A 25,989-nucleotide genomic window follows, 5' to 3' on the forward strand; every position below is an offset into this window, starting at 1 on the left:
GGAACATCCATGGCATCGAAGACTTTTCCGGCGTCTCTGCGCCTTTTCACCTTCGGCGGAGCCCTTCTGGCCGCCACCTCCGGCCCATGGGCGCTCCCAGCTGCAGGTCAGCAACTGCCGGCCGGAACACGCTCCGTCGCCGACGAAGACCAGGACCGGGCCGAACAGTACAAGAAGGCCCAGGCTGCGCTTGACCAGCAAAACTATGCCGAAGCTGAACGGCTGCTGATCGGGCTCGTCAAGGCAGATCCGAAGAATGCCGGAATGCTTTACCAACTCGCCTTCGCACAGGAGGCACAGGAGAAGGACGATGCAGCGGAAGCCAGCTATAAAGCCGCGATCGCTGTCGATCCAAAGCAGTTCGAGTCCACCCTGGCGCTTGGTCTTATACAGGCCCGGAAGGGGCATTTGGATAGCGCGAGAGAGACGCTGCAGAAGGCAGTCGCCTTACAGCCGGGGGACGCTGCCCAGGCAAGGGTATTGAAAGCGCGGGCTTACCGGGCGCTCGCTCAGATCGACCAGGCCAAAGATCCTGCCGCGGCGCGCGACTGGCTGGTAGCAGCGCTCAAGCTTACGCCGGAAACACCCGAAGATACCCTTATGGTTGCCGAGCTTGCCGATGCTGCCGGAGATACCGTTGACGCCGAAGCCCAGTACAAAAAGCTGATGGCGAAAGGCCCCATTAGCCCCGAAATTGCTGTAAGTTACGCCCGTTACCTGCTGCGCCATGGCCAGGCCGCCGCGGCGACTCCACTGTTGGAGCAGTTGCTGGCGGCGAATCCCGATGATGCCAATCTGAAGCGTCTGCTCGCGCACCTTTATACCCAGGCAAACGATCCGGCGAAGGCCGAACCGATGTTGCGTGCTGCGCTTGCCGCGACCCCCGATGATCCATCGTTGCTGGACGATCTTGGTTCTGCACTGGTTCTGGAGAAGAAGTTCGACGAAGCGCAGCAGGTGTTCACCAAAGCCGTAACATTACCTTTGGATCGCTGGGAACGACCGCAGGATCTGGGTGAAACGCTCGGTCATCTCGCTTTTGCAGCGTCAGAGAATCATCAGCCCAGAATTGTGTTGCAGGCGCTGACACAGAGAGCTACACTCCTTCCAAATTCGCCGTCAACTCTATTTCTGGAGGCAACGGCGAACGATAGCCTGCATCAGACGGAACGAGCTGTTCTGTTGTATCACCAGTTCTTATCAGCCGCTGCAGGAAAGTATCCGGACCAGGAGTGGCAGGCTCGCCACCGACTTGCTGCTCTCGAACACAGGTGAGCACTTCCGAAAGGGGTGCGGTATGCCGTTCGCAGTACGCAGTGCATGTAACGCTTTACTTCGCCCTGGTTTCCGCCACGCCGCTCTTTCCTTTTTCGCGGTGGGCGTCCTGCTGCTGCCTCCAGCAGCGCAGGCAGCAGGCGCCGCAGACGTAGACCTGACAGTCATTCAACAACTCGAAACCAAAGCCCTACTCGCAGCTCCACGAGAACAGTGCTTCCTATACACGGAGCTGGTGGGCCGTATGACGGAGCTGGCCAGCCGTCAATTGGCAATGGGTGACACCGACAAAGCCGCGAACACAATCAAGAAAATCTCCGAGTACGCCGAGCGCATCCACATGGGCGTAGCCGATGATTCCAAGAAACTGAAGAAGGCAGAGATCCTGCTCCGCGAGACCGACCACCGGTTGAACGACATCATGCATGCCTCCTCCGGCGATGACCGTGGCATGGTTCAAGCCACCCTGAAACGCCTGCAGACCGTTCACACGGAACTGCTGGCCGTCATCTTCCGACACTAAAACAAGCCATACCCGCGTGTCCTATGCCCCATTGCGGACATAGGACACCGCCGGGCAGCTAGTCTAGTGCGCACCGTCCGTCAGTTTCGTCAGCGAATCGAGGAAGGTGAAGCGCACCATGGCGGTGGCCTTTTTGGCTTCTTCAATCGTGTTCTTCCGCGACTGCCAGGCCGCATCACTGGAGACGGCGGTTCCCTTCTCAAACGACTCGGCGGCCTTCTCTCCAAGCGCCGTCAAAATGCTCAATTGATCGAGTTTCGGCAGCACATCCTGCATCTGGGAAGAAGCCTGCACCTGCTGTTTTGCGTGTGGGATCGCCTGCGCGATCCCGGCGTACCAGGAGCGAAGCTTGCCGCAGGCATCCATGTCCTTCTGCAGACAGCGATCGACCATTACGTTGCTCCAGTGACGCGAGGGCGGATCAGGCCGTACGGCATCCACGAAGCGATCGAAGGGTGTCAGTTGGTCGGTGTGCTGGGCCTTGTAGCGCTCGCCGAAGCTGACCGGCTCCAGCACGGAGGCAATCGTGCGAAGATCTCCGATCTGTTCTGTGTGAGCTATCGCACGTAGTCGGGCGTCGCCGCTCTGCAGGTGGTTAAGTCCCAGCGATTCCAGCTCCAGAGAAACAACCTCCAGCCGGTCATACATGCTGTTGACGTCAGTAACGCTTTGCGGCGACCAAAGGCGCTCGGCAATTGCGGCGGCGCGAGGCCAGATACGGGAGTCGATGTCGACCTCGTTCAGATGCTCGCCCCACATAGGCGTTTCGCCGCCAAGGATGCGCTTCTGTTCTTCGGCGGTAAGCGTCGCGTTCTGCGGGATGGGGTCGGCGAGGTAGTGATCGGCTGCCGTCTTCATGCCGTCAAGGTAGTACGGCGCGGAGAGAATGCCTTCGTAGCCCATCTGTGCACCCTTGGCCAGCGAGGCGACACCCCGCCAGGATTGCACCACGATGTCCTTCGGGAGCTCGGGTGTCAGGATCTCGTCCCATCCCATCATCCGCTTATGCAGCGAAGTCAGAATCGCCAGCACCCTCGTATTGAAGTAAGCCTGCAGCGCCTCGTTGTCCTTGAGATGGTGCGTCTCTTTGAACTTCAGGATGCGCGGATTGTTCTTCCAGTCGGGTGCGGACGTTTCATCGCCACCGATGTGAACGTATGCGTCTGGAAACAACGCCGTTACCTCGGTGAGGAACTTCCGCAGGAAGACATAGGTCTCTTCACGCGTGGGATCGATGGCGACGTCGCTCACGCCGAACTCGCGGCGTATGTCATCAGGCACCGTGCCGCTGGCCAGTTCCGGATAGGCGTAGAGCCATGCAGCGGAGTGGCCGGGCATCTCAATCTCCGGCACAACGCGGATGCCGCGCGCCCGGGCGTAGGCGACAATCTCCTTCACATCTTCCTGCGAGTAATACAGGCCATCCGATCCCTTGCCGGTGAGTTTGGGAAACAGCTTGCTCTCCAGACGGAATCCCTGATCCTCCGTCATGTGCCAGTGAAAGACATTCATCTTCACCGCTGCCATGGCATCGATATTGCGCTTCAACACCGGTACCGGTTGAAAATGGCGGCCGCAGTCGATCATCAGACCGCGCCAGGGGAAACGCGGTGAATCATGTACCGTGACTGCCGGAATCACATAGCCCTGCGGCGTCGGCTGTACAAGCTGGATCAACGTCTCCAGCCCATGCATTGCACCCACGTCGGTATTAGCCTCAATGACGGCCTTCTCGCTCGTCACTGTCAGCGAATAGCTCTCGTCCTCGCTGAGGCTCTGCACCGCCTCGCCGGGCGAGACGACGCTTACCTCCAGCGGCGTCGTTCCAAAGACACCTCTTCCTTCATGACGAAGGTCAGCCGCGACCTCGATCCGCCGGAGAGTGCGGGCAATCGCAGCTTCCAGACGGGCGTCATGCGAGCGAGGCGTGGTGACTTTGAACGTGGACTGCAGCGCCAGCGCCCCGGAGCCTCTCGTCAGCTCCGCCGGCAAGGGCATCAAACCGGTCTGGGCTCCTGTTTGGGCTCTGGTCTGGGCTCTGGCGGCAGCAGAAAGAGTGAGGGCGAGGGCAACAAAGAGGACCGGACGAAAGCGATCGATATTCATGACTTATGGGTTCCCGGATGGCCGGGAACAGACAGTATAGGTTTCCAAGGCGACAGAGATCACGGCTATATGACCTAGAAGACGGCGCCTTCCCTTCCTCAAATTGCTGACAAATTCTCTGGTTTGCCCCTACAATCCCGTCATGCTTCGCCGCCTGGTCTGCCTTCTGCTGCTTGGTTCCGCCTTTTGCGCCTTCGCGCAGAAGCGCGACGAGACTGCTCTTTCCGACGCCGAGGTGGAGGAGATCCGCGAAGCCGCCATCGACCCCGCCGCGCGCATCACCATCTTCCAGAAAGCTCTGGAGACCAGGATCAACAGGATCGAGGAGATTCTGAAAAAGCCGAAAGCGCCAGGAGCAACTGAGGACATCCACGACTACATGGAGCAGTTCCGAGCGATTGCCGACGAACTCGACGACAACCTGGACGACTACCAGCCAAAGCACCCGGACCTGCGTAAGATTCTTCCGAAACTGTTGGCAGCAACCGAGCGCTGGACGACGGTTCTGAAGACTCCACAGGACAATGCTGCCTACACGCTCGCCCGTAAGCTGGCGCTTGAAGCAGCGAAGGATCTTCACGACTCCGCCAAGGAGATGATTGACGAGCAGGCGGAGTGGTGGAAGACCCACAAGCCGCCACAGAAGAAAGGCGAGGCCCCCGAACCTATCGTGGTGCCCCGGTAGCAGATCTCAACGCTCATTTGCGCCAGAGCATTTTCCCTATAGAGCGGGGCTTCCGCATCTGTGCGCGTTTTCCGCAATGAAAACGCCGCTGCACGACTCTTCCGGGATACCCAGGAACAGGGAAAATGCTTTACGTTGAATGTAGTGTCTCCCGAGCTCCGCCAACTGTTTCACGAGGAATACCGCGAGCTGCGGCCCCGTGCCCCCATGCCGGAGCTCCATGTCCGGTTCCGGCGATTTACGTCGCTGAACACGACCATCCGCCTGCGCGACGGCAAACTTTACGTCTCCCTCTCCGATCTTCTGGAGGCCGCTCCCGAGAGCGTGCTGCGGGCCATTGCCCACATCCTGATTGCAAAGCTGTACCGTAAGCCGATCCTTCGCCTGCACGCCGACCGCTACCGCCGCTACACCCAGTCGGAGCCGGTCTCAAAGATGGCGGAGCATATCCGCCAGACCCGCGGCCGAAAACGTATCCTCACCGCTAAAGGGCGCCACTATGACCTCGACGAGGTCTTCGAGACGCTGAACCGCAGGTTCTTCCACGGGCTGATGGGACGTCCTGTACTCACCTGGAGCGGACATAACGCACGCCGCCTCCTAGGCCACTACGACGCCGCTCACAATACCATCATGATCAGCCGAGTCTTTGACCGGCCAGACACACCGCGCTGCGCCATCGAATACCTGCTTTATCACGAGATGCTCCACCTCAAGCACCCCGTCCGTGTGAAGTCAGGCCGCCGCTGCGTACATTCGCGTGAGTTCCAGGCAGAAGAACGCCTCTTCCCTGAGCTGGAAGAGGCGAAGGCTTATCTGAAGAGACTCTGATTTATTCAATGATTCAATCATTGAATCATTGACTTAATTTGCGACCGCTTCAGCCTCCGCGACCCATTTCTTCGATCGCGTCTTCGACCAGAGAATCAGCACGATACCAGCCAGGATTGAGCCAAGTGCAGCTACCTGGGCGTTGCTCATGCCCCAGTGGACACGGGGGTTGATGCGGATGAGCTCGACAAACCAGCGCGCGATCCCTGTCAGCACCAGGTACTCGCCCGTCAGCTGGCCGATAGGCAGGTTCTTCTTGGCGCGATGCCAGAGCCAGAGACCGAAGACCAGCGAGTAGCCCAGCTCGTAGACCGGCGTGGGATGGACCTTTAGATCGGGAGGATTCGGTACCGGCGGATCGAGCGCGTCGTTGCGGATGTGCACGCCCCAGGGCAACTTTGTGCTCTTGCCGTAGTCGCCGTCTCCCGAGAGCAGGCATCCGAGGCGGCCAACGCCGTAACCGATGGCAGCGGCAGGAGCAGCAAGATCCAGCATACGCAGGCCTCCCACTCGGGCTCCGTTCCGGAACTTCGCCTGGCGTCCCTGCCATAGCAGCATGGCGATGCCGGCGCAGAGACCGCCGAACCACGCAAAGCCTGCCTGGAACCACTTGAGCAGATAGAGGAGGATCTCGCCCGGATGATGCCAGCCCGGCAGCATGATGCGGCGCATCGAGTCGGCCAGTTCCGCGGGGTCCTGCAGCTCGTGATATGCCTTCGCGCCCAGCACGCCGGCGATGGTGACGAACGCGACGACATTCAGGGCGTCGGCATCGATGGAAAAACGCTGAAAGTTGTTGTGGAGGATAACCGTGGCTACAACGGCACCCAGCCAGAGAAGGATTCCGAAGGTGCCCAGCGTGAACGGGCCAAGATGCAGGTACGGATACATGTTTCCTTCAAGTATACGGTTCCAGCCGCTTGATTCCCCGCCCCGAGGCTCGATAAGCTCGGATTCATCTATGTCCACACCCAATCCCGTCGAGCCCGCATTCATTCCTCCTGACCAGATGGAGGTCCTGATCTCGGAACAGCAGATCAAAGACCGTATCGCCGCAGTCGGCCAACAGATCTCCGAGGAGTATGCGGGCAAGTCGATCGTTCTGATCGGCGTGCTCAAAGGCGCGGCCATGTTCCTTGCCGATCTCGCCCGATCGATCACGGTCGACAATACCTTCGACTTCGTCGCCGTATCGAGCTACGGACGCGCCCGCGTCTCCTCCGGCGCCGTCAAGCTGATTAAAGACATCGACAACCCCATCGAGGGCAAGCATGTCATCATCGTCGAAGACATCCTCGACACCGGCCTTACGCTGAGCTACCTGCACAAGCTTATGCTGCAGCACAAACCGGCAAGCCTGAAGATTGCGACCTGTATCGACAAACCGTCGCGTCGTGTTGCGCAGATCGAAGCTGACTATGTCTGCTTCAAGATTCCAAACCACTTCATCATCGGCTATGGCATGGATTTCGCCGAACGCTACCGTGGTGTTCCCGATATCCGCCTCTACCCGGAAGATGCCGGTCACTAAGAGTGAATGCAGAAAAGGCCCTGCCGGGGGCAGGGCCTTTTCGTTAGTGGCCCATCGACACAAAGGCCGAATTGGTCGTGTGCTTCGGCCGCTTCCGGTCAGCCTTCAATTCGATAAAGCCCAACACGAGCACCACGGCGGCGATCGCCGCCGCCAGATATCCAAGCTGCCCGTAGCCGAGGCCCATCGTTAGAGCGACGCCACCTACGCTTGCCCCTAAAGCGTTGCCGAGGTTGTAGGCTCCCTGGTTCATCGTCGCCGCCAGGTTTGGGGCACTCCTGGCCTGATCCACAACACGTGACTGCAACGGGCTTCCCATGGCGAAGTGCACCATACCCCACAGGGGCACCATCGCAATCGAGGTCAGCGGATACCGCTGCGTCATCGGCATCACCAGCAGCAGGCAGATCAGCACAGCGCAGCATCCAAGAAAACTTGGCAACTGCTTCCAGTCGCTTAGTTTGGCTCCGATCAGATTGCCGACCGTGATCCCGACACCGAAGAGCACCAGGACCATCGCCACCGCGTGCGGCGACAGCCCGGTAACATCTCGCAGGATCGGCGCAATGTAAGTAAAGACAGCAAACAGCGAAGTCGAAGAGATGGTGCTGAGGACGAGCACCATCAGCACCTGCGGCTTCAACAGAGTCCGCACCTCATCCTTCACATGTACGCGAGCCGGCATCTGCGACGGCACCAGGCTCCACAAGCCGGCGCCTGCTACAAGTCCGATCGGGATAAGAGCCCAGAAGGTCGACCGCCAGCCGAAGGCTTGTCCCAACGCGGTTCCCGCCGGCACACCCAGCACATTCGCCAGCGTCAGGCCGCTGAACATCAGTGCGATGGCCTGCGCGCGTTCACTGCGGTGCACCATCGTCGATGCCACCACGCTGCCGATACCGAAGAAGGTTCCGTGACAGAGAGCAGTAATGATGCGGGCGATCAGCAGAAGCTGGAAATTCGGCGCCAGTGCGCACCCCACATTACCCAGCAGGAATAGCGCCATCAGCCACATCAGCGCTAACTTGCGATCCATGCGGGCCATCAGCACCGCCAGGATCGGCGAGCCGATGGTCACGCTCAGCGCGTAGCCGGAGACCAGGATGCCCGCGCGCGGAATCGAAACATGGAAATCTGCCGCCAGCTCCGGCAACAGACCCATGATGACGTATTCGGTCGTCCCGATTCCGAAGGCCGAGACAGCCAGAGCCAGCAGCGACTTACGTATTGCCATAGCTAGAGCATTTCTCCTGTTGCTGGGTATCCCGGGAGGAGCGTGCAGCGGCGTTTTCATTGCGGAAAACGCCCATAGATGCATCAGCCCTGCACTACACCTACAGGAGAAATGCTCTAGGCTGCGCGGTGCTCTGTGGCGCTGTGATCGCCGCGCAACCCGAAGACCACGATGTACACGTAGCAGACAGCCGCCACCATCAGCGCATGCTGCACGCCGATCTTATCGGCCACGAAGCCCGAGAAGAGTGGGATCACCGCTCCACCAACGATGGCGCAGACCATGAGGCTCGATCCCTTGCTCGTCAACTCGCCCAGGTTGGCGATACCGAGCGTGAAGATGCTTGGGAACATGATGGAATTGAACAGGCCTACCGACAGAATCGACCACATCGCCGTATGACCCGAACTCAACATGCTCAGCAGCACCAGCAGGCATGCCGCCGTCGCTGCCAACGCAAGCAGCTTGGAGGTCTTTACCTTCTGCAGCACCGCTGAACCGACGAACCGCCCGATCATCGCGCCGAACCAGTAGATCGATACATACCTCGCCGCCACCGTTTCGGTGAATCCGCTGATCTCCGGCAGGTGCATATAGTTCACCAAAAAGCTTCCTATCGTCACTTCTGCGCCGACATAGAGGAAGATGCCAACCGCTCCCAGCAGAAGCTGCGGATGCCCCAACAGCGCTCCCCACGAGGAACCGCGCGCGTCAGGACGGAAGTCCTGCGTTAACCCGCCCATCGGCGGCAGCTTAATCACTGCCAGCGCTACCGCAAGCAGCATCAGCAAACCGGCTATCCCGAGATATGGCAAACGCACGGTGGAAGCCTGCTGCGCGCGGAACTGCTGCAATGCCGCCTGTGTCAGGCTGCCAAGCTTTGGCGCTTCGACTGCGGCTCCCAGAATCAGGGCGCTACCCAGGTACGGAGCCACCGTCGTTCCGAGCGAATTGAAGGCCTGTGCCAGGTTCAACCGGCTGCTGGCTGTGCGCTGTGGTCCAAGGTTGGCTACATACGGATTGGCGGCGACCTGCAAGGCGGTGATACCGGCGGCAAGCACGACCAAAGCAGCGAGAAAGAGCGGAAAAGCCGCCAGCGAAGCCGCGGGAAGAAACAACAGTGCACCTACGGCCATCGTCAGCAGGCCGGCAATCATGGTGCGCTTGTATCCGATGAAGTCCACCAGCTTGCCGGACGGAATTGCGAAGACGAAGTAGGACGAGAAGAAGGCAAACTGTATCAGCATGGCCTGGGCATAGCTCAGCTCGAAGACCATCTTCAGGTGAGGAATCAGAATGTCATTCAGACAAGTTAGAAAACCCCACATAAAGAACAGCACGGTCGCTGTCGAAAGGGCTTTCATGTTTGTCGTCTCTGGCCCACCCGAGATCGACTGCGTTGTTGTAAGCTCCATCCAAACCTCTTCGTGTTAACAAACCAACAAGGGTGATTGTAAGCCAGCAAAAATCATCGATTGGTCCATCCACTTTTGTCTCTGCCTCTATTTTTCGGGCATAGAATATGCTCTTGGGCCCAACATGGGCCATACGCAGGAGCAATATGAGTATCTCGGTCCCTGACCCGACCACCTTCGACGCCGCCAGCTTTGCTGCGCAGGCACTCTCTTCTCCCGCAGCCCTGGCTGCAGTACTGGATCACACCCTATTAAAGCCAGACGCCACGCGGGCCCAGGTACTGGCTATCTGCGAGGAGGCCGCGAAGTACAAGTTCGCCTGCGCCATGGTGAATCCCTTCTGGACAGGGACTGCAGCAGCAGCATTAAAGGGCACCGGAGTTCCTGTCGGTGTCGTCATCGGCTTCCCTTTGGGCGCCACTTTGACCGCCAGCAAGAAGGAAGAAGCGGGGCGTGTCCTCGCCCTGGGCGCGCATGACGTCGATATGGTGCTGAATATTGGTCTTCTTAAGTCCGGCGAATTCGACGCTGTCAAGCACGACATCCACATCGTCGCCGAGGTTGTCCACGCCCACGGCGGCATTCTGAAGGTCATTCTGGAAACCTGCCTTCTGAGCTTTGAAGACAAGATGCGTGCCAGCGAGCTTGCTATCGAAGCCGGCGCCGACTTCATCAAGACCTCGACCGGCTTCTCGACAGGCGGAGCCACGATCGACGATATCCAACTCATGCGCGGCGTCGCCGGAATCCGCTGTGGCGTCAAGGCCTCCGGCGGTATTCGCAGCCTGGCCGACGCCCAGGCAATGCTTTTTGCTGGAGCCACCCGAATCGGGGCCTCCGCGTCGGTGCGCATCGTGAATGAGTTGGCGAATCCTATGGATGCAGTCGGAGTTCCCACCGGCGGCTACTAAGGAAGACGCTACCGCATATCCCCGCCGTCACCTGTGATGGCGGGATATGACGTTTTGAGCATTTTTCCCTGTTACTGGGTATCCCGAAAGAAGCGTGCGGCGGCGTTTTCATTGCGGAAAACGCCCATAGATGCGGAAGCCCTACACCACACCTACAGGGAAAATGCTCTAAGGCAGGTAATAGAACGGGTTTGGCAGCTTTACGCTCGTCTCGGCCTGCGGCTCTCCGAACAGGTCGCTGTACTGATCTCCGATATTGAGGATCAGCCGATATCCAGCCGCAACCACCTTCGCTCTCTGCGCTGATTTGTAGGCAATCGTCGAGGGATACTTTCCCGGCTCCCGCAGATAAAGCTGCTTCCATCCATGAAAGCCCGCTGTCTCGAGATTGCGGGCCGTCGCCTCGCGCTGTTCTTCCGGACGGCCGGTAATGAAAACGACCTCCACACCCGCAGCCTGCGCCTTTGTCACCAGGCGTAGCGTTCCCGGAATCGGTAGCGATGCCTCCGGAGAAATCACCCACTGATTGAACATACTTCCGATGTAGCCGAAGTCCTCGCGCTTTTCTTCGCAGTAGGCTGAAAGCGTTGTCTCATCGATATCCAACACGATCGCGAGCTTTTCGCCCTGCCTGCGTGTCGCAGTGGCATGCTCCAGCACCGCAATCGCACGGTCGTACTGCGCATCGATATCGGCCCAGTAGCAGCCCGCTCCGGGAACACAGTCGTAGTAGTCTGCGAGTTTGTAGCGCTCCTGTGCGAAGTTCGGCACCGGTTCCGCGGAGAGAAGATAGAGCGGATCGTGCGCTGCTTGTTGCTGGGTCTCGATAAGCTGCTGCGTTGTCGGATGGGTGAAAGGTGCTCTTCCCGGACAGGCAGGAGGCTTCAGCGGATCAGATTGTGTTGGGCGCTGGGCCAGCAGTGAGGTAGCCAGAAGAAAAGGCAGAACGGCACGGAATCGCATGCAGGGATTCTAATTCCCGAAGGTGCATTCATTTTCTTGCTGACATGATGAAGCCCCATTCTTCGCGATCAAACCGCGAAGATGGGGCAACGGAATATCCGACCATCCCTCGTGCCTCAGCGAAGCGGGTCCTTCGCTAATCATCCCAGCGAACAAGTCCGCTGGGGAGCCGAACGCTCAGGATGACAGCAATTAAATGCTGGGACGCGTCGACTCCTTACTCGGCGTCGACGGAGTAGATATCGTTGATAACGTCCTTGTACTTGTCGTTGATCACTCGCCGCTTGAGCTTCATGCTCGGCGTCAGTTCGCCCGACTCGGGTGTCCACTCATCGACAACCACGCGGTACTTCTTGATCTTCTCGAATGGCGCCAGGGTGCTGTTCACATCAGCAATTACGGCCTTGTAGAGCGACTGGGCCGCCGGGCTCTCCAAGGCTGCTTTGCGATCGGAGGGCAGTTCCGTTCCCTGCTGTTTGGCCGCCAGCGTGAGGTTGGCAAAGTTGGGCGAGATGAGCGCCGATACGAACTTCCGTTTATCTCCCAACAGCGCTACATTGCCTACGAGATTCGATGCCTTCAGCTTGCCCTCAACAAACGACGGGGCAATGAACTTTCCGGCCGACAGCTTGATCAGCTCCTTCTTGCGATCGGTGATAAAGATGAACCCGTCATCATCGCTGTGGCCGATATCCCCAGTCTTGAAGAAGCCGTCCTCGGTAAAGACCTCTTTGGTTGCCTCCGGCTTATTCCAGTAGCCCTGGAAGACCGACGGCCCCTTCACTTCCAGTTCACCATCGTCGGCGAATCGCACGACAATATTGGTAAGTGGCTTGCCGATAGAGCCAACGCGGTTGTAGATGGGGTGGTTCAGTCCAATCACCGGAGATGTCTCCGTCAGGCCGTACCCCTCCAGAATCCTGATATTCGCTGCGGCAAACCAGTTGGCATTGTCCAGGCCAAGCGGGGCGCCACCTGAGATATAAAGGCGTACACGTCCGCCGAAGGCTTCCTTGATCTTCGAAAAAACCAGCTTGTTGGCGAGCTTCCAGAGAGGGCTTGCCGGTGTTTTCCCAGCCAGCACTGTCTCCCGATGCTTCTTCCCTTCGCCGATAGCCCAGGCAAAGATCTTCGCCTTCACCGGAGAGGCCAGCGACTTGGTCTCTGCCGAGTGCCGGATGCGCTCAAAGACGCGTGGCACGGCCACCAGGATCGTCGGTTTAACCGTCTGCATCGCAGGTGGCAATCGGTCCAGACGAGACACATAGGCCAGTACGCAGCCATTGGCGTACATCTCGTAATCGAGAATACGGGCGGTGATGTGCGAGAGCGGGAGGAAGCTGATGCAGGAGTCAGCCGGATTGAAATCAATAAACTCGACCGTGTAGTTGATGTTCTGCGCAATGTTGTTGTGCGTCAGCATCACGCCTTTGGGCTCGCCCGTCGTACCCGAGGTGTAGACGATGGTGGCCAGGTCCTCAGGCTTTGCTTCGGCCAGTTTGGCGTCGAAAGCGGCATCACGAGCCAGATCTTTGTCCGCATCGGCCAGCAGGCTGCTAAAGCTTTCGGCGCCCGGAAACTCCCCGGCGTCCATTACGATAACCCTCTCAATGCCGGATGTCTTCTCGTGAATCGACGCCAATTTCTCATACTGATCCTTCGTGGAGACGACTGCGATCCGCGCTCCGGAATCGTTGAGCATATAGGTGGTCTGCTCGGCGGTCAGCGTCGGGAACAACGGAACGCCGACCGCTCCTATGGCGAGCGCGGCAAAGTCCGTCACCGCCCACTCCCATCGGTTTTCACTGATGAGAGCCACGCGGTCGCCCTTCTTGATACCCCACGACTCCAGCGCCTTCGCAAAGGCGCGTACGCGGGCATAGAGCTGGGCGGAGGTAAGGGGGCGCCACGAGTGATCGGCTGCCTGGGTAAGAACAACCGTGGTGTCGCCCTTGGAGGCGGCGCGGAGGAAGAGGTCGTTTAGGGTACGGAGGTCGAGGATCATCGCCGAAAGAATGATACCGAAGACAGGTTTCAGGAATTCGTCATCCTGGCTGAATCCTCTCAATTTTCAGCAAATATGGAATCCGGCGCGATACTCTCGGTCCTGGAGGTTCCTCCTCCGCTCGTAACAGGACGACGAAACAGAAAGCCACCTGCGCCCCAATCAAGGGACGGGCTTCGGAAGCACAGAGATCCGGACAGCCGCCGCATTCTGGAGATGTCGGTCAAGTATCAGTTCTAAGAAACGCAAAGCGGGGCAAGACATAGCCTTGCCCCGCTTTGTCTCGCTGAACTAATTTGTGCCACAGCCAGGGCTTCCGGGGAGATCGGCTGTCTTCTTCGCGACGACTGCTCCAGGAGGAAGCCAGAACTCTACGCCTCCGCCTGGTTGGTCGAAGGCCGGAGCGACAACTCCCATATATGCGATGATTCCGCTTCGCACGTTGTCAGCATATGCGAGACAGGAAGGCTCATTCGGAAGTGCAAGCTTCTGCCGGATCGACGCGGCATCGAGCAGTTTTCCATTGCTTGTAACTGTGGACAGAGTCGTCCACCAGGATCCATTCCGTGCCGACACAGCCTTTCCGGAGACGCGCACAAGTCCTGTTGCGCCGTGGAACGACTGATTGAACTTGTCCTCGGTCAGGAAGGTCACGACCTCTGTACCTGGCAGAAATGCGGGATACAGAACGCCATCCATCTCCCCATTGAGACGCCGCGCCGAAACCAGCTCGATCCTGGTGACGCCGCTGGTCAGCAACTGATCGTAGAGAGGACAGACGGGCGAACTGAAGTCGGTTGATCCCGGAGTCGAGATGGAAGGATCCGAGAGGCATCCAGGAATTGCCGGCCACGCCCACCCTGTCTGGGCGGCCTGCGGCTGCGTTGCTGCGTTGACTTGAGTGTGGGGTAGGCCGCCCATCCAACCAGCAGAAATGAGCGTGAAAAAAGCAGTGAACAGAACTCGCATCCTGAATATCTCCTCAGCGTCGGAAGCATCGTGACTGTTTGCTGTCAATGGACGTAGAACGTACGTCCACATCAGATTTTGAACTGCGATGGCGACTGTATCACGTCCCCGGATACAGTCCAACGAAATTCCTCTACCCCAGGCTGCTCTTGCCCTCATTCACTTCTGAGAGCCACCATCGGGTCGACGCTGGCTGCCCGGCGTGCTGGGATCAGTGATGCCAACAGCGCTGCCACCGCAAGCAGGACAACCGCTGCCGTAATCATCACCGGATCCCAGGGCTTTACACCGAAGAGCTGGTCGGTCATCAACTTGCCTGCTCCAATGGCCGCTGGAATGCCGAGCGCTAGTCCCACTGCGATCTGTAGGAAGGCATTGTGCAGCACCATGCGCACCACGTCACCGCGGTTAGCGCCAAGTGCCATCCGCACGCCGATCTCGCTTGTCCGCTGCTCCACCATATACGCCATCACGCCATACAGGCCCACGGCCGCCAACGTAAGACCGAGGACGCCGAAGAGCGTAGTTAGGGTCGCGATCATGTTCTCTTGTTGGAAGTCGGCACTTACGACCTTCTTGTACGGATCGACACCGTAAAGCACAAGGTCGGGATCGATACTGACCAGCGCCTTCCTCACCTGCTCTTCCATACCAGTAGGAGCTCCCGGAGCCCAGATCACGATGTTGTAGAGATAGTGAGACCAGGTCTCGCCGGCCATGAACGCCGTATCGTCGTACTGCACCGTCTGCGTCTCCGGCACCCAGAACATCGGACGTACCGGATCTTTGTAGTCGTAAGTCATGTAGCGCATATCGCGCACAACACCGACAATCTCAAGCGTGCCCGCATATTTGATCTTGTCGATGCCGAAGTGCTGACCGATGGGATTCTGATTCTTGAAGAATCGTTTGGCGAAGGCTTCGTTGATCACGGCAACCTTACGTGTCGTCGAGGTATCTTCTTCACCGATCGAGCGGCCGAGAACCATCTGTGCACCGACAGTTTCAAAGAAGCCGGGCATCACGCGAGACCAGCCCGCTCCGGTGTCTTCCTTCGCTCCTGGCTCCGGCCTGCCCTGAATGCGTATACCATCATTCCAGCTATCGCCCGTCATCGGAGCATAGAGAGCCGGCGCGACCATGTGCACACCTGGAATCTGCATCAGGCGGGTGTCGATCTTTCGGAACATCGGTTCCAACTGGTCTGGCTTATAGTTGCCCAGCATCGGGTTGATCCACACGATATACCGGTTCTCTGTCTCGAACCCGAAGTTCTGGTGCTCCAGATTTCGCAGGCTTCGGCCCAGCAGAGCCGCCGTCGAAAGCAGCACCAGGGACATCGCCGCCTGGCCGATAACGAGCGACTTCTGCGTCCAGGAGCTTCTTCCACCCACGGAACGATTCGCTCCGCGCAATGCGTCTACAGGGTTGGCGTGTGAGGTCATCCAAGCAGGTGCGATGCCGAAGAGGATTCCCGTCAGTACAGAGATACCCAGCGTAAATAACAGCGCCGGAATCGATGGGGTCGCACTGATGGGCACGAAGTTGTTGGAGTTTCCACGCTCCAGAGCCAGATACAGAATCAGCCTGGTTCCGGCATAGGCTACAGCGACTCCAGAGATACCTCCAATCAAAGCCAGAGTAACGGCCTCGACCATCGCTCTGCGTACCAGGCGCCGCCGGGATGCTCCCAGGGCCGTCCGGATAGAGGTCTGTGCTCTGTCTTTCAGGCCGCGCGCCAGCATCAGATTTGCCAGGTTCCCACAAGCAACCAGCAGGACACACCCGGCCGCGATCAGCAGCAGCCTCAACCCAGCCTTGTACTGATCCCGCATAGCAGCGACTCCCGACCCGCCAGGAATCAGGTGCAGCGTCTGTTGCTGCCAAAGCTGTTTTTCACCAGGCTCCATATCGGGTACATGACTTGCCAGCCAGTCATGAAACTCCACGCGCAGCTTCGCTTCGAGCGTCCTCGAATCGACACCGTGGCGAACTCTTCCGATCAGATCGAGGAAGTTGCCATTGGGCCGTTTCAACCGCGACGTGGCGCCGTCGATCATGATCTCAGTCGTCAAAGGAAGCCAGAAGTCCGGCATGCCTCCGCCGGCGAGCTTGGCGCCATAAAATCCGGGCGGAGCCACGCCGATCACCGTAAAGGAATGTCCATTGATCTGATAATTTGCGCCGACGACAGAAGGATCGGAGCCGTACTTCTCCTGCCAGACGTGATAGCTCATCACCGCCACAGGCGATGCGGACTCCTGGTCATCCGCGTCTGTCATCAGGCGACCGATCCATGGCTGCACGCCGAGAGTGCGGAAGAAGTTCCCGGAGACATACTCTCCGTTGCGTGTATCCGCCTGCGCCTGGGAGCCGGCTCTGCGCACACCGAGCGCGGCATTCCCGGCCTGCAGCGCCGCAAGATCACTGAACTCCGGCGTATGCGCGCGAAAGTTCTTGTATGCCTCCCAGGAAAAGAGAGAGAAATCTCCATCGCTGCCCTGCGTATATCCGCCCCAGTTGCAGCAGCGGATCTTGTCACCGATCCTCCAGAGCTCTTCCGGCTTGGCAACCGGCAGCGACTTCAACATGACCTGGTGCACCAGGGTGAAGATTGCGGTGGTCGCACCGATTCCAAGGGCCAGGGTCACCACGGCCGTCACCGCAAATGCCGGTGCCTTCTTTAACTGCCGAAACGCGTCCCGCAGGTCTGCCAGCATCATCCCCTCCAAAACCGCTTAGGAGTCTCTAAAGTCTCTTTGCAGTGGCTATACGGAAGGAATTGCCTTCCGGTTCCCTTGAACCAGACAAAGAAGCCGGCTGATGACGAAGGCATTTCAACGGTGCTATATCACTGAGAAAACAGAACGGCCCACGACGAATCCAACGGCATCCAGCGTGGCTCTGAAAACCACGTCGTCGGCATATCCGGTATATGTGCCATGCCATGCCCTTGAGCGCAGAGCAGTTCCGTGCCATACCAGTTCAGGAAGGCGGCGGAAGGCTGCCCAACTCGAGCCGGATGTCCCAGCTTTCGCAAACAGCATGGGCAGCGATGCCGGTTGCTGCGCAGTGTCAGCCGTATCGTTGGCAGTAACAGCAGGAAGGCAGCAAACGCCTGTGACGCAGTTGCATCTTCCGGCCGCGAAAAAGTCATGCTCATCGCGATCGCCAGTGAACCGAGATAGGCGGAGGCAAGCAACAGAAGGACCTGTACGCCTACAAATATTGCCGGACGCCAGCGCAGGCGCATTGGCATCCGCAAAGCATTTTCACGAGCGAGAGGCCGCGTTCCGGCCAACGCGAATAGCAAGATCACACACGCAAACAGAAATGCTCTGCCAGGCATGAGAACACGTTCTTCCAGCGGCTTAACGTCAATATGGACAGGAGGCCGCCTGCTCTGTGTCACGGCAAAACCCAAATTGATATTGGGTGCACCAGGAGCCACGGCGGCCAACACACGCCCGTGCATACCCGCCGGAAGCCGATCTGCCAGAACAATCGCCTCCGGATCGTCCCACAACTGCAGCGTCGTGCGTGGAAGTATTCCCTGGACGCGGACCATGCTCGCACCGAGACGCACCTGTGACGGATACCCTAACCGTTTCGCAGCCGCATAACTTAGATACATTCCACCCGCGGCAGAGTGACCCAGCCCTAGCATCCGTATCAGGTTGGATGAGGCGGTCGCGACACGCAAGTGCTCACCGTTGACATACCGTTTCTGGACCACATAGAACGCAAACTCGTCGAAGAGCGACTGCCGCCGCCGCGTCCATTCGGCGTACGTCGCGTAGGAGATTGCGGGATGCTCCGCATCCTTCAGCAGCACAATGGATGATGGGGCGTTATAACTCCGGCTCAGCAAGACATCCCGGGAACCTGGAACATACACAGCGGCACACGCCATGACCAGGAACGCCGCCAACGGAAAAGCAAGAGGCTGAATCCAGGTTTGCGTCCAAATCCGGGATTGCAGCCAGGGCAGCGTCACGGACCACCCTGCCGGCGATTCCATTTCAGGCAGCGTGCGTATTTCCCGAACGTCGGCCAAGGCTCCGCGGAGTAGATGGAGAGCCGAAACCCACCCGCACTCACTCCGTACATGCCACAGCTCGGCATTCCATTCGGACAGCCACGTGTATCTCCGCTGGGCGGGCAGGAACAGAGAAAGCAATCGCAGGTAGACATTCATACGCGCTCCTTCTCCTCTGCCGGCGCGGTGAGTGCTGCCAGCAATGGATACCGACTGCGCGAAGCCTCCAAAACAGGACGCGCGGCCGCGGTCGTCTTGTAATACTTGCGTGGCGGACGCTGCTCTTTTTCGGCAATCGCTTCCGCTTCCCACTGTGATCGGATCAGCCCCTCCGCTTCGAGCCGCCGCAACGCCGGATATACGGTACCCGACGGCAACCCGGTGCTCTCCATGATGGAGAAGCCATAACGATAGCCGACCGCAATCGCATGCAGAATCAGGGCGGCGGTGTGCGAAAGCTTTCCGGTCTCAGCCATGCGCAAAAGCATACCTATGTAGCGATCTACTTGACAAGTGGGGCGGCTTCCCCTTACAAGTTATGCAGTTTGCTACATAGGGGTACCGACATGCTTGAGGTCAGAAACCTGACGAAGATCTACCGGGGCCTTCCCGCGATTGAATCCATCAATTTCACCATCCGCCCGGGTGAGGTGGTCGGTTATCTGGGCCCCAACGGCTCTGGCAAGTCCACCACCGTAAAGATCATCACCGGGCTGGTACAGCCTACGGAAGGCGGCGTGTTCTTCCAGGGCGGAAATATTCGGCATCAGTTGGAGCGATACCGGGCCACGCTGGGATACGTCCCCGAAGAGGCCCATGTCTACACGCACCTGACCGGTCTTGAGTATCTGCAACTTGTCGGCCGCCTGCGCGGGATGTCCGAATCCCTGATTGATGCCCGCGCTCATGTGCTGCTGCGTCTCTGGGGACTCGAAAGCTGGCGTCACAGCCCGATTGCGCTCTACTCCAAGGGGATGAAACAGCGCATCCTGCTCTCCGCTGCCCTGCTGCATAACCCGTCACTTCTTGTCTTTGACGAGCCCCTCAGCGGCCTCGACGTCGTCTCTGCCCGCATCTTCAAAGACCTGCTCGAGGAACTTGCAGCACGCGGCAAGGCGATCCTGTACATCTCTCACGTGCTGGAAGTGGTGGAGCAGGTCTGCAGCCGCGTGATTGTCCTTGGAAAAGGCAAAGTCATCGCAGACGAAACACCCGCCGGCCTGAAACTTGCCATGCAGCGCGGATCTCTCGAAGAAGTCTTTGCCGAGCTGGTGCGTCAGCACGATACACGTTCCACCGCACGCGAACTCGCGGAGGCCATTGCCCATGCCTGAGAGCACAGTTCTCGATCTACGCCACGATCCGGTCTCGCCCACGGCACGTATGCCTGGCCGGCTGGAGATTCTCATCCGCCACCTTCTCGCCCGCCTTTGTCAGAACGAGATGCTTTCGATCGATGGCGATATGAGCCGTGCGTTACAAACAGCATGGGCGATGGCATTGCCACAACTTCTCGCTTCACTCATCAGCTTCCCTGTCTATCACCAACCCCATGGATCTGCGACACGAGGCTATTGGCCACAGGCTGGTGATCACTACTTTTTCATTGCTTACGCACTCTTTGTGATGGGGGCGATCGCCGTCTATAGCTGGGACGTTCTCTTCCCCGATGCGATCGATGTCTTTGTCCTGGCGCCGTTACCTCTACCGGCGCAGCAACTCCTTAGTTCCCGTATCCTCGCTGTTGCTATTTTCCTGGCCGCGACCTTGCTTGCCACCAACGCACTCGGGATCATCTTCTTCCCGCTTGCCGCCGGTCAACCGCAGATTGTGCATCACATTTTCGCGCATTTCGCCTCCGTCCTTTTCGCCGGAGTCTTTGCCTGCACACTGGTGCTCTCTCTTCAGGGCATCCTTCTCACGTTCCTATCAGAACGACTCTTCCAAAAGATCACGCCTGTCCTGCAGACACTGGGAATGCTGATTCTCTTCGCCTTACTGTCAACCTTTCCATTGGTGGTGGGCGCCCTGAAAGCTCTGCTTACAAGTTCCTCCCACTGGTCCCTGTGGTTTCCACCTTTCTGGTTCCTTGGCATCTATCAGCGCATCATGTACGGCGCTGCTCCGCCCTTCGACCTACTTGCGATGCGCGGCATCATAGCAACCCTTATTACGATCACCATCAGCTGCGTTACATATCCAATCGCCTATCGCCGTAAAGTTCGTCTCGTCATGGAAGGCTCTGCTGCTACAGCACAGCGCAGAGGCCTCTTCAACACCATCACGGACATCATTGTCCCTTTTATCGTGCGTAACCCTATCCAGCGCGGCGTCTTCCGGTTTATCGGACAGACACTATGGCGATCGCGCCGTCCGAGAGCGATGATTGCTATCTTCCTGAGCATCGGCATCGCGCTAGCATTCGCCAGCATGATCACAATCGAGCCGTCCGGCATTGGGTTCCGCTACGACGGAGCACTCGTCTCGATTGCCATCGTCGCTTTCTGGCTCACATTCGCTCTGCGTGCGGCGTTTGCTTCCCCCGTCGATCAGCGTGGGAGCTGGATCTTTCGCTCCATCCTCGGCCGGGAAAAATCTCTCGTTCTCGATGTCCAAAAGCACTGGACCGTCTATGCGGTCCTGTTCGTTTCGACTGTGCTCTCAGCAACATTCTTAGCCTGTGGCGCTATCTCCATCTCCCAGTTTCTCCTGGCTGTTCTGATCTGCACGGCCGTCGCCATCCTTGCGACCGACTTCTACGGACGCCACGCCAGCGCTATTCCATTCACGCAGGCGATGAAGACGACGCAGCACGAACGCCCTCTGGCCGCAGTTCGTTATCTGGTGGTCTTTCCTTTTCTTATGAAATGGGAGGTGCGCTGGATGCAGATGAACCTTATCTGGCTGTCATTCCTCCTGCTCGATATGTATATCCTTCACCGCTATCTCGTCCGTGTAGCCGAAGATTGGCGAGCCAATGACTTCGACGGAAACCTCGATGACAGCGATCCCGACGAGTTCCCTACGAGCCTCGGGCTTCGCGAATAGTTTCAAGCGGCGGAGGATGCGAGACGCGCTCGCATCCTCCATATCGCAATTGCACGTCTTACAGAACTCGCATTTCCGCCGTTAGTTTGATGGTCTTACCCGGAATAACAAAGATGTCTCGTTTGTACGACTCTCGTCCAAAAGCACGAAGTTCGACGGTGTAGTTACCGGGAAGCATCGTCATGGTCTTCAGTTTGCTCACCGTGCCCGCATAGCTTCCATTGATAAACACTTCGGCATCCTTTACGGATGTATCTAATTTCACGGTGCCTGCTGTGGGGGTTAAACCTGCCCCGTAGTAGGAATAGAAGCCGTAATACGGATCGTACCAACCCCAAGGGCCGACGCGTCCGCCATAAACGACACCTACTCTCGGCCCAACAAACCTCCCAGGAGGTGCTGCAAGGACGGGAGCTGCAAGAGCAATGAGGGATATTGCGAAAAGGAATAAACGTTTCATGGATACCGCCTTTCACCACCCGAACCGAAGTTCGGTTATAGGAGTAGACGAGGCTCCAGAAGCACGAAGGTTACTTCCTCACGGTATAGCGGAGTAATACTGACATCACTGAGACATTTCGATGATTTCGTAGCCTCGCCGGGGCTATTGCATGTCTGATCCGTCGCTGCGCTCAGGATGACACCATCTTGATACGAACTCCAAAGCCCCTCGTACTAAAAGTGAATGCCTGCTCCAAAACTCAGGCGGAAGTTGTTCTGCACGTTATCCGCGCCATTGGGCAGCGTGGAATGCACCCAGCCAAGTTGTAGCGCACGTACATCAATGTGGTGATCCAAGCGGATATCGAGACCGGCGTCGATCAGCATGGAGAAGCTGGTTGCCCGATAAGTCGTCCCCGCTGAGGATGGAAAGGCGCTGTTCGAGCCATGCACGAATCCAAACAAAGCTTCACCGAACGGGGAATACTTTGATTGTGAGTGCCAACGATATCGCGGACCAAAGGTCAGCGCGGTGGTTGTTAAGGAGGCTCCGCTGGAGCCGATAGACCCTGCGTGGCCAACGCTCAGATCTGCGGCTGGCCCCAGGCCTCTCCATAAATCAGTGCCGTAGCTGACAGAGCCACCCTGCTTCCAGAAGCTCTGTCCGGAACTTGTACGTAGCGCTCTTTCCGTGGTGTAGGTGACAACGATATCGGTTCGAGCGGGCTGCGTACTCTGCTGCGCAGACACCATCATCGTAGACACAAGAGTTGCGAGAGTAAGAAGCGTACGAAATCGACTCATCACAAGAGTACTTTCAACTCCTTACTGCACCGTCAATACGACGATGGAGGAATGTTGCAACGTGGTTCCATTCGGGCCACTTGCGGTTCCGGTAATAGTGACCGAATACGTTTGCGGGTTCTGTCCGAAATATCCGGTGCCTGTACCGCATCCAGCCAGTCCGCCCACAGCCGCCAGGCTCAGTCCTAGTACCACAATCAATACCCCGGGCCTCCATCTGCGCACCGTGCGCCGCAGACAAGAGGAGAACGGCAGCAGGAGGAGCGCCAATACCGCAGCGCCGCCTCCGGTGCTCCTAACCGGATGGGCCATCGCAGTGGTAGCTACCGTCTGAATCGTCAGCGTAAAGCTGGCACTGCCCGAACCCAGCGAGAGGGTTGATGGCGAGAAGGTGGCCGTCGCTCCCGCCGGCAGGCCGGAAACGGAGAGGGTCACAGGGAAACTGAAAAAGCCATTCAGAGGGGAGGCGACCAGGTTATACGTCGCGGTGTGTCCAGGAACCACGGTCTGCGTTGCGCCGCCCGTTGCATTCAGCGAGAAGCTGAAATCACTCGCCTGCTGTACAAGCACCGAAGAAACACTCGCGTTGAAGTTCGTGTCCCCGCTGTAAGCTACCGTCAGATTGTGAGAGCCGGCGGTGAGAGAGGAAATCGTAACCGATGCGACGCCTGAGCTCAGGGCCTGAGCAGTTCCTAGAGCTGTTGTTCCATCCAGGAAGGTGACCGTACCAGTCGGCTGCCCTGAAGTCGTCGTAGCTACCGTAGCCCTTAGGGTCACGGGAGAACCGACCAGTGTATTAGCGACACTGGATAACAAACTGGTAAGCGAAGCAGCCTTCGAGATCGTGATACCGCCCGTTACAGATGACAACGTGTAGTTCGCAGAGGCACTGCCTGAAAGCGCGCCAGTCACCGCATATGATCCCGGAGAAGATGTAGAGATGGCGCCCGTACTGAACGCCACCTCTACATTGCCGCTGTCCTGCGCAAGCACACCTGAGAGCGATCCCGTAATTGCTGGAATCGCTTGGCCGTACTGCACCGAGATTGGCGTAATCGAAGCGGTAATCGACAGAGGACTCACCGCCACCACCATGACACCACTCACCGAGGCTGGATTCGTACCGTCACCTGCGAAGGAGGCGCTGAGGTTATGCGTGCCGACTTTGAGCGAACCGAGGTTCAAGACAGCGACGCCACTGGACAGAGTCACCGTCGAGACAGGCGAACCAGAGTCATAGAAGACGACGCTTCCGCTTGAGGAAGCGGAAGTGGTCAGAGTAGCAGTAAGTACTCCCTGACCATAGGTAATGGCTTGCGAAGGAATGGAGAGCGCTAACACGCTGGTCGCCTGGTCTCCACCTGCGGTCGTCACAACTGTGCCGCCGAAAATGGCACGGACAAGATCATTGTCTGTATCTGCTATGGCAATAGTCCCTTGTGGCCCAATAGCCACACCAAGAGGCGAATCCAACGAAGCAGCCGTTGCGCTCCCATTCAACTGATCTTCTCCCTCTTGGCCATTCCCGGCGATGGTCGAGAGGAGATTAGAACTATTGATCTGCCGAATCCGTTGATTGTCCGTATCAGCGATGTAAAGTGTTGTTCCACTAGCGTTGACAGCAATGCCGTGCGGAGATGCGAAGGAGCCTGAGGTGGCAGTGCTTCCGTCGCCCGCGAAGTTAAAGGAGCCGTCTCCCGCAATCGTCGTGATCACACCACCGGAGACCTTACGGATGCGATTATTGTGCGTATCGCTTAGGTAAAGATTGCCCGAAGCATCGACTGAGATTCCCTCAGGCGAGTCAAGAGAAGCGCCGGTCGCCGCACCTCCATCACCTGAGTACCCCTGTTCGCCATTTCCGGCCACAGTTTGGATCGTCCCTGAAGCAGTCACGATCTCACGCACACGGTTATTATTCGAGTCCGCAAAGAAGATATTCCCGCTGCTATCGACCGCTATCGCGGTCGGAAGAGAGATCATTGCCAAGGTTGCGGCAGCTCCGTCGCCCGAGAAACCAGCCATGCCTGTACCGGCGATCGTGCTGATTGTGCCGTTAGAACTCACCTTACGGATACGCTGGTTCTTTGTGTCGGAGATATAGAGATTTCCCGATGCATCAATAGCAACTCCCGCCGGGGTGTCAAGCGTTGCCTGGGTCGCAGCTCCGCCATCACCATCGAACCCCTGCTCTCCTGTGCCGGCTGCGGTAGTAATCGTCCCGGCCGTATCGACCTTACGGATGATGTTGTTGTTCTGGTCCGCGATATAGAAATTGCCGGCGGAGTCATAACAGAGTGCTGCAGGAGAATTCAGTGGCGCTGTGACAGCCAGTTGACCATTCGTTTGCGCAGCCTGAACGGCGCTTACATGTATCCCGGCCTTGTCCAACGACTTCAGTTGAGCGGGTGTCTGCGCCGCCCCGATAGCCGCCGCCATGCATACACCGGCACAAGCCAGTTTTCGAATGATCATACCGGGATGGGACATCATGATGATTCTGCCTCAACTCCTTTGAAATGCCGGCCGTGTCATAACATCTCGCATCGGTTGACATGACCGGCATTCCCTTACGTTAGCCACGCGATGGGAAGACTCCCTGCAGTGCAATGATGAACGTTACTGCCAGATAGGGGGGCATGGTAGAGATCGGAAGAGACTGTCCGGTGTTTCCCGACGGAAAAGGCAGAGCAGTCCCGGTACCGGTAGTCTTGGTATACGACGAGATGGTGTTTCCACTGGAAGGATCGTTCGGTAGCGCCTCAATTGCTCCAGTTGGATCCGAAAGGTCCGCCGCTGCATTGCACACCGGAATAGCAATCGCGTGACTGTGCGCGGGAAGGTTACTGGGAAGTATGTTTACATTTGGGCTGCCGCTGAACTCTCCCAGCACGTAGGAATTTCCCTGATTCGACGTACCCCAATGAAGCGGCACTCGCCCCTGTAGATTCGGCAAAGCAAAGGTGCTAATGCCGTCACCGCCGTAGTAGGTTCCGAGAAGACTGAATAACGCGCTATTTTGTGCGATGGACATGAGCTGCCCGTTGCACAGAGCCCAGCCGTTGGGGTTGAAACTTCCGGCGAACATCCGAATCTCTCCGAGAAATGGCTCCATAACGTAATTCCTTCCTGAGGTGTACTCCACACGGACCCGGGATTAATTGCGTACTAGATCGTCAGTCCAACCGTTGATTGTGCTTGCTTGACCC

Annotated in this window: 22 protein-coding genes; 8 read left to right on the top strand and 14 right to left on the bottom strand. The window is 58.0% G+C overall.

Annotated elements, in window-relative coordinates; translation table 11 throughout:
- Positions 1–9 precede the first annotated feature (9 nt).
- Positions 10–1,275 (top strand): tetratricopeptide repeat protein, encoded by a 1,266-nt coding sequence (locus tag AB4Y89_RS04735; RefSeq protein WP_442299741.1) that lies wholly within the window; start codon positions 10–12, stop codon positions 1,273–1,275.
- Between the two features lie 22 nt (positions 1,276–1,297).
- Positions 1,298–1,798 (top strand): hypothetical protein, encoded by a 501-nt coding sequence (locus AB4Y89_RS04740; protein WP_442299742.1) that lies wholly within the window; start codon positions 1,298–1,300, stop codon positions 1,796–1,798.
- Between the two features lie 63 nt (positions 1,799–1,861).
- Here the strand turns inward: AB4Y89_RS04740 and AB4Y89_RS04745 are convergent, their stop codons facing one another.
- Positions 1,862–3,904 carry a beta-N-acetylhexosaminidase gene (locus tag AB4Y89_RS04745; protein WP_442299743.1) on the bottom strand — a complete coding sequence of 681 codons (2,043 nt, stop codon included), beginning with the start codon at positions 3,902–3,904 and terminating at the stop codon, positions 1,862–1,864.
- A 142-nt stretch (positions 3,905–4,046) separates the two neighbouring features.
- Between AB4Y89_RS04745 and AB4Y89_RS04750 the strand changes: the two genes are divergently transcribed.
- Positions 4,047–4,589 carry a hypothetical protein gene (locus AB4Y89_RS04750; RefSeq protein ID WP_442299744.1) on the top strand — a complete coding sequence of 181 codons (543 nt, stop codon included), beginning with the start codon at positions 4,047–4,049 and terminating at the stop codon, positions 4,587–4,589.
- A gap of 144 nt (positions 4,590–4,733) precedes the next feature.
- Positions 4,734–5,420 carry a M48 family peptidase gene (locus tag AB4Y89_RS04755; RefSeq protein WP_442299870.1) on the top strand — a complete coding sequence of 229 codons (687 nt, stop codon included), beginning with the start codon at positions 4,734–4,736 and terminating at the stop codon, positions 5,418–5,420.
- A gap of 33 nt (positions 5,421–5,453) precedes the next feature.
- On the opposite strand, the gene AB4Y89_RS04760 is transcribed toward AB4Y89_RS04755, so the two are convergent.
- Positions 5,454–6,311 carry a prolipoprotein diacylglyceryl transferase gene (locus AB4Y89_RS04760; protein ID WP_442299745.1) on the bottom strand — a complete coding sequence of 286 codons (858 nt, stop codon included), beginning with the start codon at positions 6,309–6,311 and terminating at the stop codon, positions 5,454–5,456.
- A gap of 70 nt (positions 6,312–6,381) precedes the next feature.
- On the opposite strand from AB4Y89_RS04760, the gene hpt reads away from it, so the two are divergent.
- Positions 6,382–6,951 (top strand): hypoxanthine phosphoribosyltransferase, encoded by a 570-nt coding sequence (gene hpt / locus AB4Y89_RS04765; RefSeq protein WP_442299746.1) that lies wholly within the window; start codon positions 6,382–6,384, stop codon positions 6,949–6,951.
- A 43-nt stretch (positions 6,952–6,994) separates the two neighbouring features.
- On the opposite strand, the gene AB4Y89_RS04770 is transcribed toward hpt, so the two are convergent.
- Complete coding sequence (locus AB4Y89_RS04770) at positions 6,995–8,185, bottom strand: MFS transporter (RefSeq protein ID WP_442299747.1); 1,191 nt, start codon at positions 8,183–8,185, stop codon at positions 6,995–6,997.
- 116 nt (positions 8,186–8,301) lie between these two features.
- The gene (locus AB4Y89_RS04775; protein WP_442299748.1) at positions 8,302–9,600 is read right to left on the bottom strand and encodes a sugar MFS transporter; all 1,299 of its coding nucleotides are present in this window, start codon (positions 9,598–9,600) and stop codon (positions 8,302–8,304) included.
- A gap of 146 nt (positions 9,601–9,746) precedes the next feature.
- On the opposite strand from AB4Y89_RS04775, the gene deoC reads away from it, so the two are divergent.
- On the top strand, positions 9,747–10,511 hold the full coding sequence (deoC, locus tag AB4Y89_RS04780; protein WP_442299749.1) for a deoxyribose-phosphate aldolase: 765 nt from the start codon (positions 9,747–9,749) through the stop codon (positions 10,509–10,511).
- Positions 10,512–10,679: 168 nt separating this feature from the next.
- Here deoC and AB4Y89_RS04785 read toward each other — a convergent pair whose 3' ends face one another.
- The 6 genes from AB4Y89_RS04785 to AB4Y89_RS04810 form a co-directional block, all read right to left on the bottom strand.
- Positions 10,680–11,474: an HAD family acid phosphatase gene (locus AB4Y89_RS04785; protein WP_442299750.1), complete on the bottom strand. Its 795-nt coding sequence runs from the start codon at positions 11,472–11,474 to the stop codon at positions 10,680–10,682.
- A gap of 217 nt (positions 11,475–11,691) precedes the next feature.
- Complete coding sequence (locus AB4Y89_RS04790) at positions 11,692–13,542, bottom strand: AMP-dependent synthetase/ligase (protein ID WP_442299751.1); 1,851 nt, start codon at positions 13,540–13,542, stop codon at positions 11,692–11,694.
- A gap of 228 nt (positions 13,543–13,770) precedes the next feature.
- Positions 13,771–14,448: a hypothetical protein gene (locus AB4Y89_RS04795; RefSeq protein ID WP_442299752.1), complete on the bottom strand. Its 678-nt coding sequence runs from the start codon at positions 14,446–14,448 to the stop codon at positions 13,771–13,773.
- Between the two features lie 155 nt (positions 14,449–14,603).
- Positions 14,604–17,171 carry an ABC transporter permease gene (locus tag AB4Y89_RS04800; RefSeq protein ID WP_442299753.1) on the bottom strand — a complete coding sequence of 856 codons (2,568 nt, stop codon included), beginning with the start codon at positions 17,169–17,171 and terminating at the stop codon, positions 14,604–14,606.
- 128 nt (positions 17,172–17,299) lie between these two features.
- Complete coding sequence (locus AB4Y89_RS04805) at positions 17,300–18,646, bottom strand: hypothetical protein (protein ID WP_442299754.1); 1,347 nt, start codon at positions 18,644–18,646, stop codon at positions 17,300–17,302.
- Positions 18,643–18,963 carry a PadR family transcriptional regulator gene (locus AB4Y89_RS04810; RefSeq protein WP_147648251.1) on the bottom strand — a complete coding sequence of 107 codons (321 nt, stop codon included), beginning with the start codon at positions 18,961–18,963 and terminating at the stop codon, positions 18,643–18,645. The genes AB4Y89_RS04805 and AB4Y89_RS04810 overlap by 4 nt, the downstream gene beginning before the upstream one ends.
- Positions 18,964–19,053: 90 nt before the next feature.
- Between AB4Y89_RS04810 and AB4Y89_RS04815 the strand changes: the two genes are divergently transcribed.
- On the top strand, positions 19,054–19,821 hold the full coding sequence (locus AB4Y89_RS04815; RefSeq protein WP_442299755.1) for an ABC transporter ATP-binding protein: 768 nt from the start codon (positions 19,054–19,056) through the stop codon (positions 19,819–19,821).
- Complete coding sequence (locus AB4Y89_RS04820; RefSeq protein ID WP_442299756.1) at positions 19,814–21,535, top strand: hypothetical protein; 1,722 nt, start codon at positions 19,814–19,816, stop codon at positions 21,533–21,535. Before AB4Y89_RS04815 ends, AB4Y89_RS04820 begins: the two co-directional genes overlap by 8 nt.
- Before the next feature lie 58 nt (positions 21,536–21,593).
- On the opposite strand, the gene AB4Y89_RS04825 is transcribed toward AB4Y89_RS04820, so the two are convergent.
- The 4 genes from AB4Y89_RS04825 to AB4Y89_RS04840 all read right to left on the bottom strand — a co-directional run bounded on the left by AB4Y89_RS04825 (position 21,594) and on the right by AB4Y89_RS04840 (position 25,895).
- Positions 21,594–21,995 (bottom strand): PEGA domain-containing protein, encoded by a 402-nt coding sequence (locus tag AB4Y89_RS04825; protein WP_442299757.1) that lies wholly within the window; start codon positions 21,993–21,995, stop codon positions 21,594–21,596.
- A 215-nt stretch (positions 21,996–22,210) separates the two neighbouring features.
- The gene (locus AB4Y89_RS04830) at positions 22,211–22,780 is read right to left on the bottom strand and encodes an outer membrane beta-barrel protein (RefSeq protein ID WP_442299758.1); all 570 of its coding nucleotides are present in this window, start codon (positions 22,778–22,780) and stop codon (positions 22,211–22,213) included.
- 21 nt (positions 22,781–22,801) lie between these two features.
- Positions 22,802–25,255, bottom strand: a complete 2,454-nt coding sequence (locus AB4Y89_RS04835; RefSeq protein WP_442299759.1) for an NHL domain-containing protein — start codon at positions 25,253–25,255, stop codon at positions 22,802–22,804.
- Between the two features lie 100 nt (positions 25,256–25,355).
- Positions 25,356–25,895, bottom strand: a complete 540-nt coding sequence (locus tag AB4Y89_RS04840; protein ID WP_442299760.1) for a phage tail protein — start codon at positions 25,893–25,895, stop codon at positions 25,356–25,358.
- Positions 25,896–25,989: the final 94 nt, after the last annotated feature.

This window comes from Terriglobus sp. 2YAB30_2 (genome assembly GCF_052114765.1).
Lineage (GTDB): Bacteria > Acidobacteriota > Terriglobia > Terriglobales > Acidobacteriaceae > Terriglobus.

What these genes read in the sequence shown, in the direction of transcription:
- AB4Y89_RS04735 (WP_442299741.1), top strand. Translation starts at nt 10, where the DNA reads ATGGCATCGAAGACTTTTCCGGCGTCTCTGCGCCTTTTCACCTTCGGC.
- AB4Y89_RS04740 (WP_442299742.1), top strand. Translation starts at nt 1,298, where the DNA reads ATGCCGTTCGCAGTACGCAGTGCATGTAACGCTTTACTTCGCCCTGGT.
- AB4Y89_RS04745 (WP_442299743.1), bottom strand. Translation starts at nt 3,904, where the DNA reads ATGAATATCGATCGCTTTCGTCCGGTCCTCTTTGTTGCCCTCGCCCTC.
- AB4Y89_RS04750 (WP_442299744.1), top strand. Translation starts at nt 4,047, where the DNA reads ATGCTTCGCCGCCTGGTCTGCCTTCTGCTGCTTGGTTCCGCCTTTTGC.
- AB4Y89_RS04760 (WP_442299745.1), bottom strand. Translation starts at nt 6,311, where the DNA reads ATGTATCCGTACCTGCATCTTGGCCCGTTCACGCTGGGCACCTTCGGA.
- hpt (WP_442299746.1), top strand. Translation starts at nt 6,382, where the DNA reads ATGTCCACACCCAATCCCGTCGAGCCCGCATTCATTCCTCCTGACCAG.
- AB4Y89_RS04770 (WP_442299747.1), bottom strand. Translation starts at nt 8,185, where the DNA reads ATGGCAATACGTAAGTCGCTGCTGGCTCTGGCTGTCTCGGCCTTCGGA.
- AB4Y89_RS04775 (WP_442299748.1), bottom strand. Translation starts at nt 9,600, where the DNA reads ATGGAGCTTACAACAACGCAGTCGATCTCGGGTGGGCCAGAGACGACA.
- deoC (WP_442299749.1), top strand. Translation starts at nt 9,747, where the DNA reads ATGAGTATCTCGGTCCCTGACCCGACCACCTTCGACGCCGCCAGCTTT.
- AB4Y89_RS04785 (WP_442299750.1), bottom strand. Translation starts at nt 11,474, where the DNA reads ATGCGATTCCGTGCCGTTCTGCCTTTTCTTCTGGCTACCTCACTGCTG.
- AB4Y89_RS04795 (WP_442299752.1), bottom strand. Translation starts at nt 14,448, where the DNA reads ATGCGAGTTCTGTTCACTGCTTTTTTCACGCTCATTTCTGCTGGTTGG.
- AB4Y89_RS04800 (WP_442299753.1), bottom strand. Translation starts at nt 17,171, where the DNA reads ATGATGCTGGCAGACCTGCGGGACGCGTTTCGGCAGTTAAAGAAGGCA.
- AB4Y89_RS04805 (WP_442299754.1), bottom strand. Translation starts at nt 18,646, where the DNA reads ATGAATGTCTACCTGCGATTGCTTTCTCTGTTCCTGCCCGCCCAGCGG.
- AB4Y89_RS04810 (WP_147648251.1), bottom strand. Translation starts at nt 18,963, where the DNA reads ATGGCTGAGACCGGAAAGCTTTCGCACACCGCCGCCCTGATTCTGCAT.
- AB4Y89_RS04815 (WP_442299755.1), top strand. Translation starts at nt 19,054, where the DNA reads ATGCTTGAGGTCAGAAACCTGACGAAGATCTACCGGGGCCTTCCCGCG.
- AB4Y89_RS04820 (WP_442299756.1), top strand. Translation starts at nt 19,814, where the DNA reads ATGCCTGAGAGCACAGTTCTCGATCTACGCCACGATCCGGTCTCGCCC.
- AB4Y89_RS04825 (WP_442299757.1), bottom strand. Translation starts at nt 21,995, where the DNA reads ATGAAACGTTTATTCCTTTTCGCAATATCCCTCATTGCTCTTGCAGCT.
- AB4Y89_RS04830 (WP_442299758.1), bottom strand. Translation starts at nt 22,780, where the DNA reads ATGAGTCGATTTCGTACGCTTCTTACTCTCGCAACTCTTGTGTCTACG.
- AB4Y89_RS04835 (WP_442299759.1), bottom strand. Translation starts at nt 25,255, where the DNA reads ATGATCATTCGAAAACTGGCTTGTGCCGGTGTATGCATGGCGGCGGCT.
- AB4Y89_RS04840 (WP_442299760.1), bottom strand. Translation starts at nt 25,895, where the DNA reads ATGGAGCCATTTCTCGGAGAGATTCGGATGTTCGCCGGAAGTTTCAAC.